The sequence below is a fragment of the Streptomyces sp. NPDC052020 genome (assembly GCF_040680575.1).
Classification (GTDB): domain Bacteria; phylum Actinomycetota; class Actinomycetes; order Streptomycetales; family Streptomycetaceae; genus Streptomyces.
This window is the reverse complement of record NZ_JBFAWY010000067.1, coordinates 1-14,856: the sequence shown is the minus strand read 5'-3', so window position 1 is coordinate 14,856 and position 14,856 is coordinate 1. Positions and strand designations below refer to the sequence as shown.

Sequence of the window (14,856 nt, the reverse complement as noted above, 5' to 3'; positions counted from 1 at the left end):
CAGCAGCGGGTCGAGGTGCGCGCACACCTCGTCCAGGGCCTGCGCGAAGACGGGGTAGGCGGCGGCGAGTCCGGCGCCCATGCCGACGCGCTGGGTCCCCTGGCCGGTGAAGAGGAACGCCAGCCGGCCCTCGGTGACGGTTCCCTGGACGACGCCCGCCGCGTTCCCGCCCGCCGCGATCGCGCGCAGTCCGGCGAGCAGGTCGTCGCGGCCCGGGCCGGCAGCCACCGCACGGCGCTCGAACCGCGCCCGGGTGGTGGCGAGTGCCACGGCCACGTCCAGCGGGTCGGGTGCGTCCTCGCCCTCCAGCAGCTCCACCAGGGCCTGGGCCTGCGCCTTCAGCGCGTCGGCCGTACGGGCGCTCAGTACCAGGGGGCGCGTCGGGCGCGCGGCCTCGGGGCGCGCGGGGAGTTCCTCGGACCGGGGGGCCTCTTCGATGATGACGTGGGCGTTGGTGCCGCTGATGCCGAACGAGGACACGCCCGCGCGCCTGGGCCGCTCGCTCTCCCACGGCCTGGCCTCGGTCAGCAGCTCGACCCGGCCCGCCGACCAGTCGACCTTCTTCGACGGCTCGTCCACGTGCAGGGTCCGCGGGAGCACCCCGTGCCGCATGGCCATGACCATCTTGATGATGCCGGCGACACCCGCGGCGGCCTGGGTGTGGCCCAGGTTCGACTTGACGGAGCCGAGCCACAGGGGGCCGTCCTCGGGCCGGTCCTGGCCGTAGGTGGCCAGCAGGGCCTGCGCCTCGATCGGGTCGCCGAGCACGGTGCCGGTGCCGTGCGCCTCGACGGCGTCCACGTCACCGGGCCGCAGCCCCGCGTCCGCCAGCGCGGCACGGATGACCCGCTGCTGGGAGGGGCCGTTGGGCGCGGTGAGGCTGCTGCTGGCGCCGTCCTGGTTGACGGCCGAGCCGCGGACCACCGCGAGGATCCGGTGGCCGTTGCGCTGGGCGTCCGACAGGCGCTCGACCACCAGCACGCCGACGCCCTCGCCCCAGCCGGTGCCGTCCGCGGCCTCGGCGAAGGCCTTGCAGCGGCCGTCGGCGGCGAGCCCGCGCTGCCTGCTGAACTCGGTGAAGGTGTCGGGCACCGACATGACGGTGACTCCGCCGGCGAGGGCGAGCGAGCACTCGCCGTTCCGCAGCGCCTGGATCGCCCAGTGCAGCGCCACCAGCGACGACGAGCACGCCGTGTCCACCGTCACCGCCGGGCCCTCCAGGCCGAGGGTGTACGAGACACGGCCGGAGACCACGCTGCCGGAGTTGCCGTTGCCTAGGTAGCCGTCCACCTCGTCGGGGATGGTGGTCAGGCGCGAGGCGTAGTCGTGGTACATGACGCCGGCGAAAACGCCGGTGCGGCTGCCGCGCAGGGCGTGCGGGTCGAGCCCGGCCCGCTCCAGGGCCTCCCAGGACGCCTCCAGCAGAAGGCGCTGCTGCGGGTCCATCGCCAGCGCCTCGCGGGGGCCGATGCCGAAGAACTCGGCGTCGAACGCGGTGGCGTCGCGGAGGAAGCCGCCCTCGCGGGCGTACGTCTTTCCCGGCTGGTCGGGATCCGGGTCGTACAACTGCCCGATGTCCCAGCCGCGTTCGGCGGGGAATTCACCGATGCCGTCCCGGCCCGCCGCCAGCAGTCGCCACAGCTCGTCGGGGGACGTGATCCCGCCGGGATAGCGGCAGCTCATGCCGACGATCGCGATGGGTTCATGGTCCCTGCGCTCGGCCTCGCGCAATTGGCGACGCGCTTCCCGAAGGTCAGCCGTCGCTCGCTTGAGGTAGTCGAGAAGCTTTTTCTCGCTTTCCACCCAGGAACCCCCTGAACCCGCTCGGAATGTCCCTCCGAACGCTACGGGGAGCCCGGAGCCGCCGACCACCCATAGACCCCCCTAGCTCCCCCTACCGGTGCCGCGGGTCCGGCTGCCCCTACGGGGACGCGCGGGAGCCGCCGCGGATTGCCCGGGGATGTAACACGGGATTAACAATGGAGCGGTCCCGGCTTCATCATCACGCGCCGCGGACCTCTTTCGGAGGAGACCCGGAACCCGGCCGGCTAAGGGCTCGTAGGGGCTGCTAGGGGTCTGCCCGGCGGCACACGCTGCTATAGCGTTCCCTGCATCCAAACTGCAAAACATCGGCACCGGGCTGGGGGAGCATGTCGTCGACACCGTCTGTTAAGGGAACCGCCCCTTTCGGTGATTACGGGACCTGGTACCGCGTCACCGGCGATCTGCGCTGCGGGCTGCCGCCCGTCGTCGTCCTGCACGGCGGCCCCGGAAGCACGCACGACTACCTGCTGAACATGACGGCGCTCGCGGACGCCGGCTGGCCGGTCGTCCACTACGACCAGTTGGGCAACGGCGGCTCGACCCGGCTCCCGGACCGGGGCACGGATTTCTGGACCGTGGAGCTCTTCCGGAACGAGCTGGAGAACCTGCTCGAGCACCTGGAAATCCGGAACGACTACATCCTGTTCGGGCAGTCCTGGGGCGGGATGCTGGCCGCCTCCCACGCCGGGGACCGCCCGGCGGGGCTGCGGGGCCTGGTGATCGCCAACTCGCCGGCGTCGATGCCGCTGTGGCTCCAGGAGATGAAGGTCCTCAGGGAGCGGCTGCCGGCGGACGTGCAGGCGACGCTGGTGCGGCACGAGGCCGCCGGCACCACGGACACCGAGGAGTACTTCGCGGCCATGCGCGTCTTCTACGACCGGCATGTGTGCCGCGTCCTTCCGTGGCCGCGGGACTACCTGGCCACGTTCATGGAGATCAATGACGATCCGACCGTCTACCACGCCATGAACGGGCCCAATGAATTCCATGTCATCGGCAGCCTGAAGAACTGGTCCGTCGAAGACGTCCTTGCGCGCATCGACGTTCCCACGCTGCTGTTGAGCGGGCGCCACGACGAGGCCACTCCGGCCACCGTGCAACCATACTTCGACGGCATCGCGACGGTCCGCTGGGAAATCTTCGAGAACTCCAGCCACATGCCGCATCTCGAAGAGCCGGAACGATTCTTTCCGGTACTGATCGAATTTCTCCGCGAAATACAGAACGCAGAGAACAAGCACACTCGTTGATCCAGAAGAAGGGGCACGCGGTGACCGTCACACGCGAGGTTCGCGCTTATCCGTTCAGCGAACCGGACCGGCTCGAACTCCACCCGATGTACGCCAAGCTGCGGGCGGAGGAGCCGCTGAGCCGGGTGCAGTTCCCGATCGGTGAACCTGCCTGGCTGGCCACGCGCTACCACGACGTGCGCACGGTGCTCGCCGACCCGCGGTTCAGCCGGGCCATGGCCAGGACGCGCGACCAGCCGCGCACGCACGCCATCGAGAACCTCGACGACGGCCTGGTCGGCATGGACGGGCCGGACCACGCGCGGCTGCGGAAGCTGGTCGCCAAGGCGTTCACGGCCCGCCGGGTGGAGCTGATGCGCTCCGACACCCGGCGGATCGTGGAGGGCCTCGCCGACACCATGGCCGAGCACGGCGGCCCGTTCGAGATGGTCGACGACTTCGCCATCACCGTGCCGGTGACCGTCATCTCGGAGATGCTGGGCGTGCCGGAGGCGGACCGCGCGAAGCTGCGCGGCTGGTCGGAGGCGATGGTGTCCACGACGGCGCTGCCGTACGAGGAGATCGAGAGCAACGCCAACGAGCTGTTCGCCTACATCGGCTCGCTGGTCGCGGAGCGGCGCAGCAACCCCACCGACGACCTGCTCGGCGCGCTGGTGAAGACCCGCGACGAGGACGGCGACCGGCTCAGCGAGCAGGAACTGGTCATGAGCGTGACCGGTGGGCTGCTCATCACCGGCACCGAGACCACCGCCTCGCAGATACCCAACTTCCTCTACGCCCTGCTGACCCATCGCGACCAGTGGGAACTGCTCTGCGAGAACCCGCAGCTGGTGCCGCGGGCGGTCGAGGAGCTGGTGCGCTGGATTCCGCTGAACTACTCGGCGATGTTCGCCCGGTACGCCCTGGAGGACGTGCGGTTCGGCGAGGTGACGGTGAAGAAGGGGGAGCCGGTGCTGGGCGCGGTTGCCTCCGCCAACCGGGACCCCGACATCTTCGAGAACCCCGAGGAGCTGGACCTGACCCGCGAGCACAACCCGCACATCGGCTTCGGTCACGGCCCGCACCACTGCCTGGGCGCGCAGCTCGCCCGGATGGAGCTGCAGAGCGTGCTGAGCGTGCTCATCGAGCGCTTCCCCACCCTGGACTTCGCCGACGGCGCCGACGGCGTCGTGTGGAAGCAGGGAATGCTGGTGCGGGGCGCGAAGAGCCTGCGAGTGGTCTGGTGAGCGGCTGGTCCGTCGCCGTCGACAGGACGGCCTGCATCGGCGCCTCGGTCTGCGCCAACTACGCCCCGGGCCTCTTCGAGCTGAAGGCGGGCAAGTCCTCGCCGCGGGTGCCGACCACCGAGCCGGACGACGCGGTGCTCGACGCCGCGGAGACCTGCCCGGTGTCCGCCATCACGGTGCGCGACGCCGGCACCGGCGCGCTGCTCGCCCCCGAGGAGTAGGCCATGACCACCGAAGCCCGCACCGGAACCGCGATGATCTTCCCGGGCATGGGGCCGACCCCCTTCTCGGAGGTCGGCAGGTTCATGGTCATCAACCCCTTCGCACGGAAGCTGGTCGCCGAGGCCGACAAGGTGCTGGGGTACTCGCTCGTCGACCGCTACCGGCAGACCGAGGGCGACTACAGCGAGTACGCCCAGGTCGCCTTCATGCTTAACTCCCTGGCGCTGGCGCGGTGGGCGGAGCACACCCTGGGCATCGAGGCCACGCTGTGCGCCGGGCCGAGCTTCGGCGAGAAGCCCGCGGCGGCCTACTGCGGCGCGCTGGACTTCCCCGAAGCCGTCCTGGCCACGGCCCGGTTCGCCCGGCTGCTCGACGACTACTTCAGCACCGAGTTCAAGGACCTGGTCACCCTCTCGTTCGTCCGGGTGACCGAGGAGAGGTTGCGCGAGGTGCTCGCGGAACTCGACGCGCGCGAGGAGACGTACGAGATCTCCAGCTATGTCGACGACGACTTCTTCATGCTGACGCTGCGCGAGCACAACCTCGCCACGCTCGAACCCCGGCTGCGCTCGCTGGGCGGCATGCCGCTGTACTCGATGCGGCCCCCCATGCACTGCTCGCTGTTCGGGGGGCTGCGCGAGCGCGCCGAGGAGGAGGTCTTCGGGGCGCTCGGCTACGCGACGCCGCGTGTGCCGGTCGTCTCGGACCAGGACGGTTCGCTGATCACCACCGGTGAGGGGGTGCGCACCATGCTGCTGGACAGCTGTGTGCTCCCGATGCGGTGGCCCGCCGTCGTCGACGCGCTGCGCGGGGCCGGCGTCGGCACCGTGTGCGTGGCGGGACACGACCGGCTCTTCGGCCGGGTGCCGCGCACGACGGCCAGCTTCGAGGTCGTGCCGGTCACCCCGCGCTTCGCGCTCCAGCCGCGGCCGCGTCCGGCCCGCCCCTGACCACCTCCGCCCCCGCTCACCTCTTCCGAAAGGCAACTCACCATGTGGGACACGAAGTTCGAGGACCTGCTGCGCGGTTTCCTGCCGTTCCTGGGCGCCGACGAACCGCTCGCCGAGGACGCCGGGCTGCGCGACCTGGGGCTCGACTCGCTCGGCATCGTCGAGCTGCTCGCCGCCCTGGAGAACGAGTACGACGTCCGCTTCCGGGACGACGCGCTCGGCAAGGAGACGTTCGAGACCCCCGGCGTGCTGTGGAAGGTGCTGTCCGGACTCCTCACGGAACAGGCCGCCTGAGCCCGCGTCCCCCGGGGCCGGGAGCGACGAGCGGTGGGCATCGAAGGAGGAGCGGTGGACTCAGCCATGGGATTGGCGCTGCACGAGCGCTTTGTGCGCGGAGTCGGCCTCGCGCCGCGGGGTGACGCGGTGCGGGTCGGAACCGAGTCGGTCACCTACGAGCAGGCACACGAGCGGGCACTGGTCTGGGCCGGTGCGCTGCTGCGGGCGGTGCGCAAGCCGCCCGGCACCGTGGCGGTGCTGGCGGCGAAGGGGATCGACGCGTACGTCGGCATCCTCGCCGGTCTGTACGCGGGCGCCACGGTGGTGCCGTTGCAGCCGGGCTTCCCTCCGGCGCGGACGCGGCGCATGCTGCGCTCCGCGCAGGTGTCCGCGGTCATCGCGGACGCCGCGGGCTGGGCGCGGCTGCCCGAGCTGATGGCGCCGGGCCCCGACGGCGAGGCGCCGCTGGACCCGGGTGACGGGCCGCTGCCCGTCCTCGCGCCCGGCTGCCCGTCCGGCACGCGTCCGGGGGTGGAGCGGATCGTGCCCGGGGCCGCGGGCGCCCTCGTCGCACCGCGCCCGGTGCGGGCGGCGGACACGGCGTACGTGCTGTTCACGTCGGGGTCCACGGGCCGGCCCAAGGGGGTGCCGATCAGCCACGGCAGCGCGGCGCACTACTTCCGGCTCCAGGACGAACGGTACGACTTCACCCCGGACGACGTCTTCTCCCAGACGTTCGACCTCAACTTCGACTGCGCCATGTTCGACCTGTTCTGCGCCTGGGGCGCCGGGGCCACCGCCCTGTGGGTGCCGCCCGGCGCGTACCGGGACCTGCCGGCGTTCGCGGCCGAGAACCGGATGACGGTGTGGTTCTCCACGCCCAGCGCGATCCCGCTGGTGCGCCGCCTCGGCGGGCTCGCCCCGGGCTCGCTGCCCGGGCTGCGCTGGAGCTTCTTCGCGGGTGAGGCGCTCACCTGCAAGGACGCGTCGGACTGGCAGACGGCCGCGGCCGGCTCGGCGCTGGAGAACCTGTACGGGCCCACCGAGCTGACGATCACCATCGCCGCGCACCGCTGGGAGGGGCACTCCGCCCGGATCGCGGTCAACGGCGTGGTGCCGATCGGCCACGTCAACGCGGGCCACGACCACCTCCTGCTCGGCGCGGACGGCCGTCCCGCGGCGGACGAGGGCGAACTGTGCGTGACGGGGCCGCAGACGACCCGCGGCTACCTGGACGCCGCGGACGACGCGGGCCGGTTCCTGGAGTACGACGCGCGCACCTGGTACCGCACCGGCGACCGGGTCCGCAGGATCGGCGACAGCGGTGAACTGGCCTACCTGGGGCGGCTCGACTCCCAGGTGCAGATCGCCGGCTGGCGTGTGGAGCTGCCGGAGGTCGACCACGCGCTGCGCGGCTGCCCGGGCGTCACGGAGGCGGTCACGGTCGACGTGGCCGGTGCGTCGGGCACCGAACTCGTCGTGTTCTACACCGGCCGCGAGGTGCCCGCCGCCGCCTTCGCCCGGCAGCTCCGCGAGGTGCTGCCGATGGGCATGACGCCGCGGCACTACTGGCACCTGGACGAGTTCCCGCTCAACTCCAACCGCAAGACCGACCGCGGCGCGTTGCGGGCGCGCGCCGCCGAACGGCTGGGCGCCGCCCGCGGCAGCACCGCCGGCGAGGGCGCCGGCGGCACCAGCGAGACCACCGGCGGCGGCAGCACGCCGACGAACTGACAGGAGACCAGCGTTGGACAGCACCTCCGGCACGACGCACGGGGACCCCGTGCCCGGCCACAGTCATGGCGGCCTGGTCCACCACCTGCTGGACGAGGCGGTGGCGTCCGCGCCGTCCTCGGTGGCGGTCAGCGACGCCGGCGGGCGGTGGAGCTACGCCCGTCTCGACGAGTACAGCCGCGCCTTCGCCGACTGGCTCGCGGCACAGGGCCTCGGCCCGGGTGACCGGCTGGTCGTCCAGCTCCCCACCAACCGGGAACTGACCGCCCTGTTCTACGGGGCGTCCCGGCGCGGGGTCGTGTTCGTGCCGCTCAACCCGAACATGAAGGAGTTCCACCTGCGTTCGGTGCTGGAGAACGCGGAGCCGGCGCTCGTCGTCTGCGCCGAGGGGCGGCAGGGGTCGTTCGAGGGCATCACCGGCGTGCCGGTGCATCCGTTCGGCGGGGTGTGGAGCGAGGTGGAGAAGACCGCCGCGCGGGGTCCGCGCCCCGGCTCGACCGTCGACGTGGCGCCCGACGTGCCGGCGGTCCTCGTCTACACCTCCGGCAGCACCGCGGCGCCGAAGGCGGTGATCTGCCCGCACGCGCAGATCACCTTCGCCACCCGCGCCATGGTCGAGGTGCTCGGCTACCGGCCCGACGACGTGGTGTTCTGCCGCTTCCCGATGTCCTGGGACTACGGCCTGTACAAGGTGCTGATGTGCGCGGTCGGCCGCAGCGAGATCAGGCTCGCCGACGACGAGTCCGATCTGCGGCTGCTGACCGCCATCCGGGACAGCGGGGCGACGATCGTGCCCATCGTGCCGTCGCTCGCCACCATGATCGCCACGTTGACGCGCCGCTTCGAGGGGCCCGCGCCGCGGGTGCGGATGTTCACCAACACCGGTGCCGCGCTGCCCCAGTCGACGATCGACACGCTGCGCGAGGCGTTCCCCGGGGTGCGGGTGGTGCGGCAGTTCGGCCAGACCGAGTGCAAGCGCGTCTCCATCATGCCGCCGGAGGAGGACCGCGAGCGGCCCGACTCGGTCGGTCTGCCGCTGCCCGGCACCCGGGTGCTCATCCTGGGCGAGGACGGGGAGCCGGTGCCCGTGGGCGACTCCGGCGAGATCGTCGTCGTCGGCCCGCACGTCATGCCCGGCTACTGGCGCAACCCCGAGGTGAGCGCCCGCGCCTTCCGCCGCCACGCGCCCACCGGCGAACTGCGCCTGCACACCGGCGACTACGGCCGCCGCGACGAGGACGGCTACCTGTACTTCCAGGGCCGCCGCGACGACATGTTCAAGCGCAAGGGCATCCGCATGAGCACCATCGAGATCGAGTCCGCCGCCATGGACATCCCCGGGGTGCGCCAGGCCGCGGCGCTGCCGCCCACCGAGCGGCACGACCTGGCGCTGTTCGTGGAGTCGGAACTGGCCCCGCCGGTGGTCCTGCGGGAGCTGGCGGCCCGTCTCGAACCCCAGAAGGTGCCCGCGGTCTGCCGCGTGCTCGGCGAGTTCCCCCTGACCCTGCACGGCAAGAGCGAGAAGAAGCAGCTCGCCGAGCTGCTCGACGGGAGCGAGAAGTGACCCGGTACACCGAACTGGCCGCGCGGTACGGCACCCCGCTGTACGTGTACGACCTGGACCGGGTCGCGGCGGCACGGCAGGACCTGCTGGACGCCCTGCCCGAACCCTTCAGCCTCTTCAGCGCCGTCAAGGCCAACCCGCACCCCGAGGTGCTGCGGGTGCTGGCGAGCGGCGACGGGCGCGTGTGCCGCGCCGAGATCAGCTCGGTCGGGGAGCTGGCGGCCGCCCTGGAGGCCGGTTTCGACCCGGCCGGGATGCTGTACACGGGGCCCGGCAAGACCGACGGCGAGCTGCGCGACGCCCTCGCCGCCGGGGTGCGGCTGTTCTCCGTGGAGTCGCCGACGGACCTGGAGCACGTGGGCGCGGCCGCGGTGGCGCTGGGCGTGGAGGCCGACTGCCTGCTGCGGATCAACAGCGCCTCGGCCAGCGCCACCACCAGCATCCGGATGACCGGCAGGCCCTCGCAGTTCGGCATCGACGCGGAGACGCTGGGCGAGGTACTGCCCCGGTTGCGGACGGTGGCCGGCACCCGGCTCGCGGGCGCGCACTTCTTCCCGCTGAGCAACGCCTCGGACGAGGACAGCCTGGTCGGCGAGTTCCGCAACACGCTGGCGGTGGCGGCGCGCCTGGAGAGCGAGCACGGGCTGCCGCTGCGGTTCGTGGACATCGGCGGCGGGTTCGCGGCGCCGTACGCGGTGCCCGGCGAGCGCCCGGTCTACGAGAAGCTGCGCGAGCGTCTGGAGGACGCCCTCGACGAGACGTTCCCGCGGTGGCGGCGGGGCGGGGTGCACTTCGCCTGCGAGTCCGGCCGCTACCTGGTGGGCGACAGCGGGGTGCTGCTGACCCGGGTCGTCAACATCAAGGAGAGCCGCGGCCGTACGTTCGTCATCCTGGACGCCGGGATCAACACCTTCGGCGGCATGTCGGGGCTCGGCCGGCTGCTGCCGGTGGCGGTGCAGCCGGAGGGGCCGGAGCAGGCCGCGCAGATCGCGGACGGCACCGGCCTGAGCGCCGCCCTGGTGGGGCCGCTGTGCACGCCGGGCGATGTGCTCGGGCGGCAGGTGGACCTGCCGGGCCTGCGCGTCGGCGATGTCCTCACCATCCCCAACGCGGGCGCGTACGGGCCCACCGCGAGCCTGCTGATGTTCCTGGGCCGCCCCGCGCCCGTCGAGGTGCTGGTGCGCGGCGGCGAGGTGGTGTCCGCGACCCGCATCGAGCACGGCAGGGCCGAGGTGCCGCCGCTGGACGGCCGGGCCCCGCTCGGTGGGGGGCGGGCATGACGCTTCCCGCGGGATCGGCGTGGGCGGACCAGGAGAGGGGCACCGTGCGCCCCCGGGACGCCGCCGAGGCGACGCGCCGCCGGGAGACCGTCCTGGTGGCCGGCCTGGCGTCCGACGCGCACACCTGGAACCTGGTCTTCCTCCAGCTGCTGATCGAGGAACACGGCTACGACGTGGTCAACCTGGGCCCGTGCGTGCCCGACGACCTGCTGATCCAGGAGTGCCTGGAGCGCGTGCCCGCCATGCTCGTGCTCAGCAGCGTCAACGGGCACGGACACCAGGACGGGCTGCGTCTGATCGGGAAACTGCGCACGGAGGACCGGCTCAGGGCCCTGCCCGCGGTGATCGGCGGCAAGCTCGGCATCACGGGCGGCGAGGACGGCGGGCACGCGGCGGAGCTGGTCGCCGCGGGCTTCGACGGCGTCTTCGAGGACGGCGCGCGGGAGATCGCCGCCTTCCGGCGTTTCATCGGCGGCATACCCCGGAGAGAGCTGTCGTGAGTGATCGCTTCGCCGCGGCACCGCGGGAGGACGCGCCGGCCCCGGCGCGCACCGGCGGGCCCGGCCCCCTGGTGGGGGACTTCGGCGCGTTCGTGCGCCGTTCGGCCCGCGCCGGACGGCTCGTCGTGCAGCCCCGCATGGGCTTCGGCGACCCCGGGGTGATGCGCGAGGGCCTGCTCGCCACCCGGGGCGCGGACGCCACCACCGTGGGCACGCTCACCCTGGACAGTTTCACCAGGGTGGGGGATCTCGCCGCCGTGGAGACCGCGCTGCGCGAGGGCATCGGCATCAACGGCTTCCCCATCGTCAGCCACGGCGTGGACACCACCCGCTCGGTGCTGAGCGGCATCCACGCCGACGACTTCCCCGTCCAGGTGCGGCACGGCTCGGCGGCGCCGTTCGACATCTTCGCCGCCCTGATGCGGGCCGGGCTCAGCGCCACCGAGGGCGGCCCGGTCTCGTACTGCCTGCCGTACGGCCGCACGCCCCTCGACGAGTCGCTGCGGAACTGGGAGCGGAGCACCGCCCTGCTCGCGGAGTCGCGCGCGTGGGGTGCCCGGCCGCATCTGGAGACCTTCGGCGGCTGCATGCTGGGCCAGCTCTGCCCGCCCAGCATGCTGGTCGCCGTCAGCGTCCTCGAAGCGCTGTTCTTCCATTGTCTCGGCATCGGCGACATATCCGTCAGCTATGCCCAGCAGACCAGCGGCGCGCAGGACCGCGAGGCGGTGTTCGCGCTGCGCCGGCTCTGCGCGGAGCTGCTGCCGGACGCGGACTGGCACGTGGTGATCTACGCCTACATGGGGGTCTACCCCACCACGCCCGAGGGCTGCCTCCGGCTGCTCGGGCAGGCCGCCGAGCTGGCGGTGGACACCGGCTCCGAGCGGCTGATCGTGAAGACGGTCGCCGAGTCCCGCCGTATCCCCACGATCGCGGAGAACGTCACCGCGCTCGAACACGCCGGCCGGGTGGCCCGCACCGCCGCGGACGCCGCCTCCCCCGCCGAAGTCCGGCCGGCGCGGGAGGCCGCCCGGGACTCGCAGACGTACGCCGAGGCGCGCGCGCTCGTCGACGCGGTGCTGAACAGCCACTCGGACCTGGGCAGCGCGCTGCTGCTCGCGTTCAAGCGCGGCTACCTGGACATCCCGTACTGCCTGCACCCGGACAACGCCGGCCGCTGCCGCAGCTACATCGACGAGGACGGCTGGCTGCGCTGGGCCGACACCGGGTCGCTGCCCATCGCGGGCCTCGCCGGTGGCCGCAGGACCCGCCCCGTCACCTCCTCCGACCTGCTCGACTCCCTCTCCTACGTGCAGCGCGGCCACGACCGGCCGTTCCTGTACGGGGACCGCCCGCCGTCCTGACGCCCGCCGGGACCGCCCGGCTCCGGCCGGCCGTCTCCGCCGTGTTCCTCGCCCCGGAATCTCTTTTGGAGTGCACCGAATGACCGAGCCCGAGAACGTTCCTTCCGAGTCCGGTGGCGAGCCGGGGAACGCGCCCGAGACGCCACAGTCCGCTCTGGCCGAGCGGCTGACCGGGCTGACCCCGGCCGAGCAGGAGCGCGCGGTCCTGGAGATCGTGCACGAGCAGACCGTCGCCGCGCTGCGCCGGGCCCGCCCCGACACCGGGGACACGGTCGACACCGCGCGCCCGTTCCTGGAGCTGGGCTTCGACTCGCTGTCGTCGGTGGACCTGCACGCCCGTCTCGTCGCGGCCACCGGCGTCGGCCTGCCGATCACCGTGGTCTACGACCACCCCACCCCGGTCCTGCTGAGCCGCTATGTGCGCGGCAGGGCCCTCGGCATCGCGCCCGAGCCGGTCGCCGTCACCATCCCGCGCACGGTGCGCGACGACGACGACCCGATCGCCATCATCGGCATCGGCTGCCACTACCCCGGCGGCGTCGACTCGCCCGAGGCGTTCTGGGAGCTGATGGCCGAGGGCCGCGAAGTGCTCGGCGACTTCCCCACCGACCGCGGCTGGGACGTCCCCGGCATGTTCGACCCCGACCCCGACCAGCCGGGCAAGTCCTACGTCGACAAGGGCGGCTTCCTGGAGCGGGCGACCGAGTTCGACGCCGACTTCTTCAAGATCAGCCCGCGTGAGGCGCTGGCGATGGACCCGCAGCAGCGGCTCGTCCTGGAGACGTCCTGGGAGGCCCTGGAGCGCGCGGGCATCAACCCGGCCTCGCTGCGCGGCAGTCGCACCGGGGTGTTCTTCGGCGCCGAGGTGCACGAGTACGGCACCCGGGTCCACCAGGCCCCCCTGGGCCTGGACGGCTATCTGATGACCGGCAACGCGCCGAGCGTGGCGTCCGGCCGCGTCTCGTACACCCTCGGCCTGGAGGGGCCGGCCGTGACGGTGGACACCGCCTGCTCGGGCTCCATCGTCTCCCTGCACCTGGCGGCCCAGGCGCTGCGCAACGGCGAGTGCTCGCTCGCCCTGGTCGGCGGCGTGGCCGTGATGGGCAGCCCCGGCATGTTCACGGCGTTCAGCAGGCAGCGCGGGCTCGCGGCCGACGGCCGCTGCAAGGCGTTCTCCGAGGCGGCGGACGGCACCGGCTTCGCGGAGGGCGCCGGTGTCTTCGTCATGGAGCGCCTCTCCGACGCCCGGCGCAACGGCCACCGGGTACTCGCGGTGGTGCGCGGCTCCGCCGTCAACCAGGACGGCGCGAGCAACGGCCTCACGGCGCCCAACGGCCCGTCCCAGCAGCGGCTGATCCTTCAGGCGCTGGCCGACGCGGGGCTGCGCCCGGCCGACGTCGACGCGGTCGACGCGCACGGCACCGGCACCAAGCTCGGCGACCCGATCGAGGCGCAGGCCATCCTCGCCACCTACGGGCAGGAGCGCCCCGCCGACCGGCCGCTGTGGCTCGGCTCGGCCAAGTCCAACCTGGGGCACACCCAGGCCGCCGGCGGCGCGGCCAGTGTGATCAAGATGGTGCTCGCCATGCGGCACGGCACGCTGCCCAAGACCCTGCACGTGAACGCCCCGACCCCGCACGTCGACTGGTCGGCGGGCCGGGTGGAACTGCTCACCGAGGCCAGGCCCTGGGACACCCCGGAGGGCAGGCCGCGCCGCGCGGGCGTCTCCGCGTTCGGCATCAGCGGGACCAACGCGCACGTCATCATCGAGGAGCCGCCCGCGGCCGAGGAGCTCCCGGCCCGCCCGGACGCCGAGGCCCCCACGGTACCGCTGGTGCTCAGCGCCCGCACCGAGGAGGCGCTCACGGCGCAGGCGCGCGGCGTGCTGGAGGTGCTGGAGTCCGGTGCCGCCCCGCACCCCCAGGACGTGGCCGTGGCGCTCGCGACCACCAGGGCCGAGCTCGACCACCGCGCGGTGCTCCCGGCCGCCGGCCGCGAGGAGCTGCTCGCGGGGCTGCGTGCCCTGGCCGGGGGAGGCGAGGCCCCGGGGTCCGTCCGGGGCCGGGTGGCGGGCGGCCGGCTGGCGTTCCTGTTCACCGGCCAGGGATCTCAGCGTCTCGGCATGGGCGCCGAACTCGCCGAGGCGTTCCCGGTGTTCGCGCAGGCCCTGGACGAGGTGTGCGGACACCTCGACCTCCAGCTCGACATCCCCCTCAAGGACGTACTCTTCGCGGCGGAGGGCACGGCGGAGGCGGCGCTGCTGGACCGCACCGAGTACGCCCAGCCCGCCCTCTTCGCCGTCGAGGTCGCCCTCTTCCGCCTGGTCGAATCCTGGGGCGTGCACCCCGACGTGCTCGCCGGACACTCCATCGGCGAGATCGGCGCCGCCTGCGCGGCCGGGGTGCTCTCCCTCGCCGACGCGGCGGCACTCGTCGCCGCACGCGGCCGGCTCATGCAGGCCCTGCCGGACGGCGGTGTCATGGCCGCCGTGCAGGCCACCGAGGACGAGGTGCGCGCCCTGCTGGACGGGGTGGACGACGCCGCCGTCGCCGCCGTCAACGGCCCCCGCTCCCACGTGGTCTCGGGCGCCGCCGCCTCGGTGGAGGCGGTCGTGGCGGCGGTGAAGGCACAGGGCGGCAAGACCTCCCGGCTGAAGGTCTCCCACGCCT

General features: G+C 73.0%; 12 protein-coding genes. 11 read left to right on the top strand and 1 reads right to left on the bottom strand.

Annotation, left to right across the window (positions count from 1 at the left end; all coding sequences use genetic code 11):
• Positions 1–1,803, bottom strand: a 1,803-nt coding sequence (locus AB0L74_RS34210; protein WP_365661308.1) for a type I polyketide synthase, incomplete at its 3' end; no start/stop codon positions are given.
• 347 nt (positions 1,804–2,150) lie between these two features.
• Between AB0L74_RS34210 and AB0L74_RS34205 the strand changes: the two genes are divergently transcribed.
• The 11 genes from AB0L74_RS34205 to AB0L74_RS34155 all read left to right on the top strand — a co-directional run.
• Positions 2,151–3,074, top strand: coding sequence for a proline iminopeptidase-family hydrolase (locus tag AB0L74_RS34205; protein WP_365661305.1), 924 nt, complete (start codon positions 2,151–2,153; stop codon positions 3,072–3,074).
• Positions 3,075–3,094: 20 nt separating this feature from the next.
• Positions 3,095–4,300 (top strand): cytochrome P450, encoded by a 1,206-nt coding sequence (locus AB0L74_RS34200; protein ID WP_365661301.1) that lies wholly within the window; start codon positions 3,095–3,097, stop codon positions 4,298–4,300.
• Positions 4,297–4,521, top strand: coding sequence for a ferredoxin (locus AB0L74_RS34195; RefSeq protein ID WP_365661298.1), 225 nt, complete (start codon positions 4,297–4,299; stop codon positions 4,519–4,521). Before AB0L74_RS34200 ends, AB0L74_RS34195 begins: the two co-directional genes overlap by 4 nt.
• A gap of 3 nt (positions 4,522–4,524) precedes the next feature.
• Complete coding sequence (locus AB0L74_RS34190) at positions 4,525–5,472, top strand: ACP S-malonyltransferase (protein ID WP_365661296.1); 948 nt, start codon at positions 4,525–4,527, stop codon at positions 5,470–5,472.
• 42 nt (positions 5,473–5,514) lie between these two features.
• The gene (locus AB0L74_RS34185; protein WP_365661293.1) at positions 5,515–5,766 is read left to right on the top strand and encodes a phosphopantetheine-binding protein; all 252 of its coding nucleotides are present in this window, start codon (positions 5,515–5,517) and stop codon (positions 5,764–5,766) included.
• Between the two features lie 66 nt (positions 5,767–5,832).
• Positions 5,833–7,482 carry an AMP-binding protein gene (locus AB0L74_RS34180; RefSeq protein WP_365661317.1) on the top strand — a complete coding sequence of 550 codons (1,650 nt, stop codon included), beginning with the start codon at positions 5,833–5,835 and terminating at the stop codon, positions 7,480–7,482.
• A gap of 49 nt (positions 7,483–7,531) precedes the next feature.
• Positions 7,532–9,046 (top strand): AMP-binding protein, encoded by a 1,515-nt coding sequence (locus tag AB0L74_RS34175; protein WP_365661314.1) that lies wholly within the window; start codon positions 7,532–7,534, stop codon positions 9,044–9,046.
• Positions 9,043–10,326 carry a type III PLP-dependent enzyme gene (locus AB0L74_RS34170; RefSeq protein ID WP_365661290.1) on the top strand — a complete coding sequence of 428 codons (1,284 nt, stop codon included), beginning with the start codon at positions 9,043–9,045 and terminating at the stop codon, positions 10,324–10,326. The genes AB0L74_RS34175 and AB0L74_RS34170 overlap by 4 nt, the downstream gene beginning before the upstream one ends.
• The gene (locus tag AB0L74_RS34165; protein ID WP_365661287.1) at positions 10,323–10,826 is read left to right on the top strand and encodes a methylaspartate mutase; all 504 of its coding nucleotides are present in this window, start codon (positions 10,323–10,325) and stop codon (positions 10,824–10,826) included. Before AB0L74_RS34170 ends, AB0L74_RS34165 begins: the two co-directional genes overlap by 4 nt.
• Before the next feature lie 71 nt (positions 10,827–10,897).
• Entirely contained in the window at positions 10,898–12,187 is a 1,290-nt protein-coding gene (locus AB0L74_RS34160) for a methylaspartate mutase (protein ID WP_365661311.1), read from the top strand.
• Between the two features lie 79 nt (positions 12,188–12,266).
• A partial coding sequence (locus AB0L74_RS34155) for a beta-ketoacyl synthase N-terminal-like domain-containing protein (RefSeq protein ID WP_365661284.1) occupies positions 12,267–14,856 on the top strand: 2,590 nt, incomplete at its 3' end.

Bases quoted from the DNA above. Each gene is read 5' to 3' on its own strand.
- AB0L74_RS34205 (WP_365661305.1), top strand. From the start codon at position 2,151: ATGTCGTCGACACCGTCTGTTAAGGGAACCGCCCCTTTCGGTGATTAC.
- AB0L74_RS34190 (WP_365661296.1), top strand. From the start codon at position 4,525: ATGACCACCGAAGCCCGCACCGGAACCGCGATGATCTTCCCGGGCATG.
- AB0L74_RS34185 (WP_365661293.1), top strand. From the start codon at position 5,515: ATGTGGGACACGAAGTTCGAGGACCTGCTGCGCGGTTTCCTGCCGTTC.
- AB0L74_RS34180 (WP_365661317.1), top strand. From the start codon at position 5,833: ATGGGATTGGCGCTGCACGAGCGCTTTGTGCGCGGAGTCGGCCTCGCG.
- AB0L74_RS34165 (WP_365661287.1), top strand. From the start codon at position 10,323: ATGACGCTTCCCGCGGGATCGGCGTGGGCGGACCAGGAGAGGGGCACC.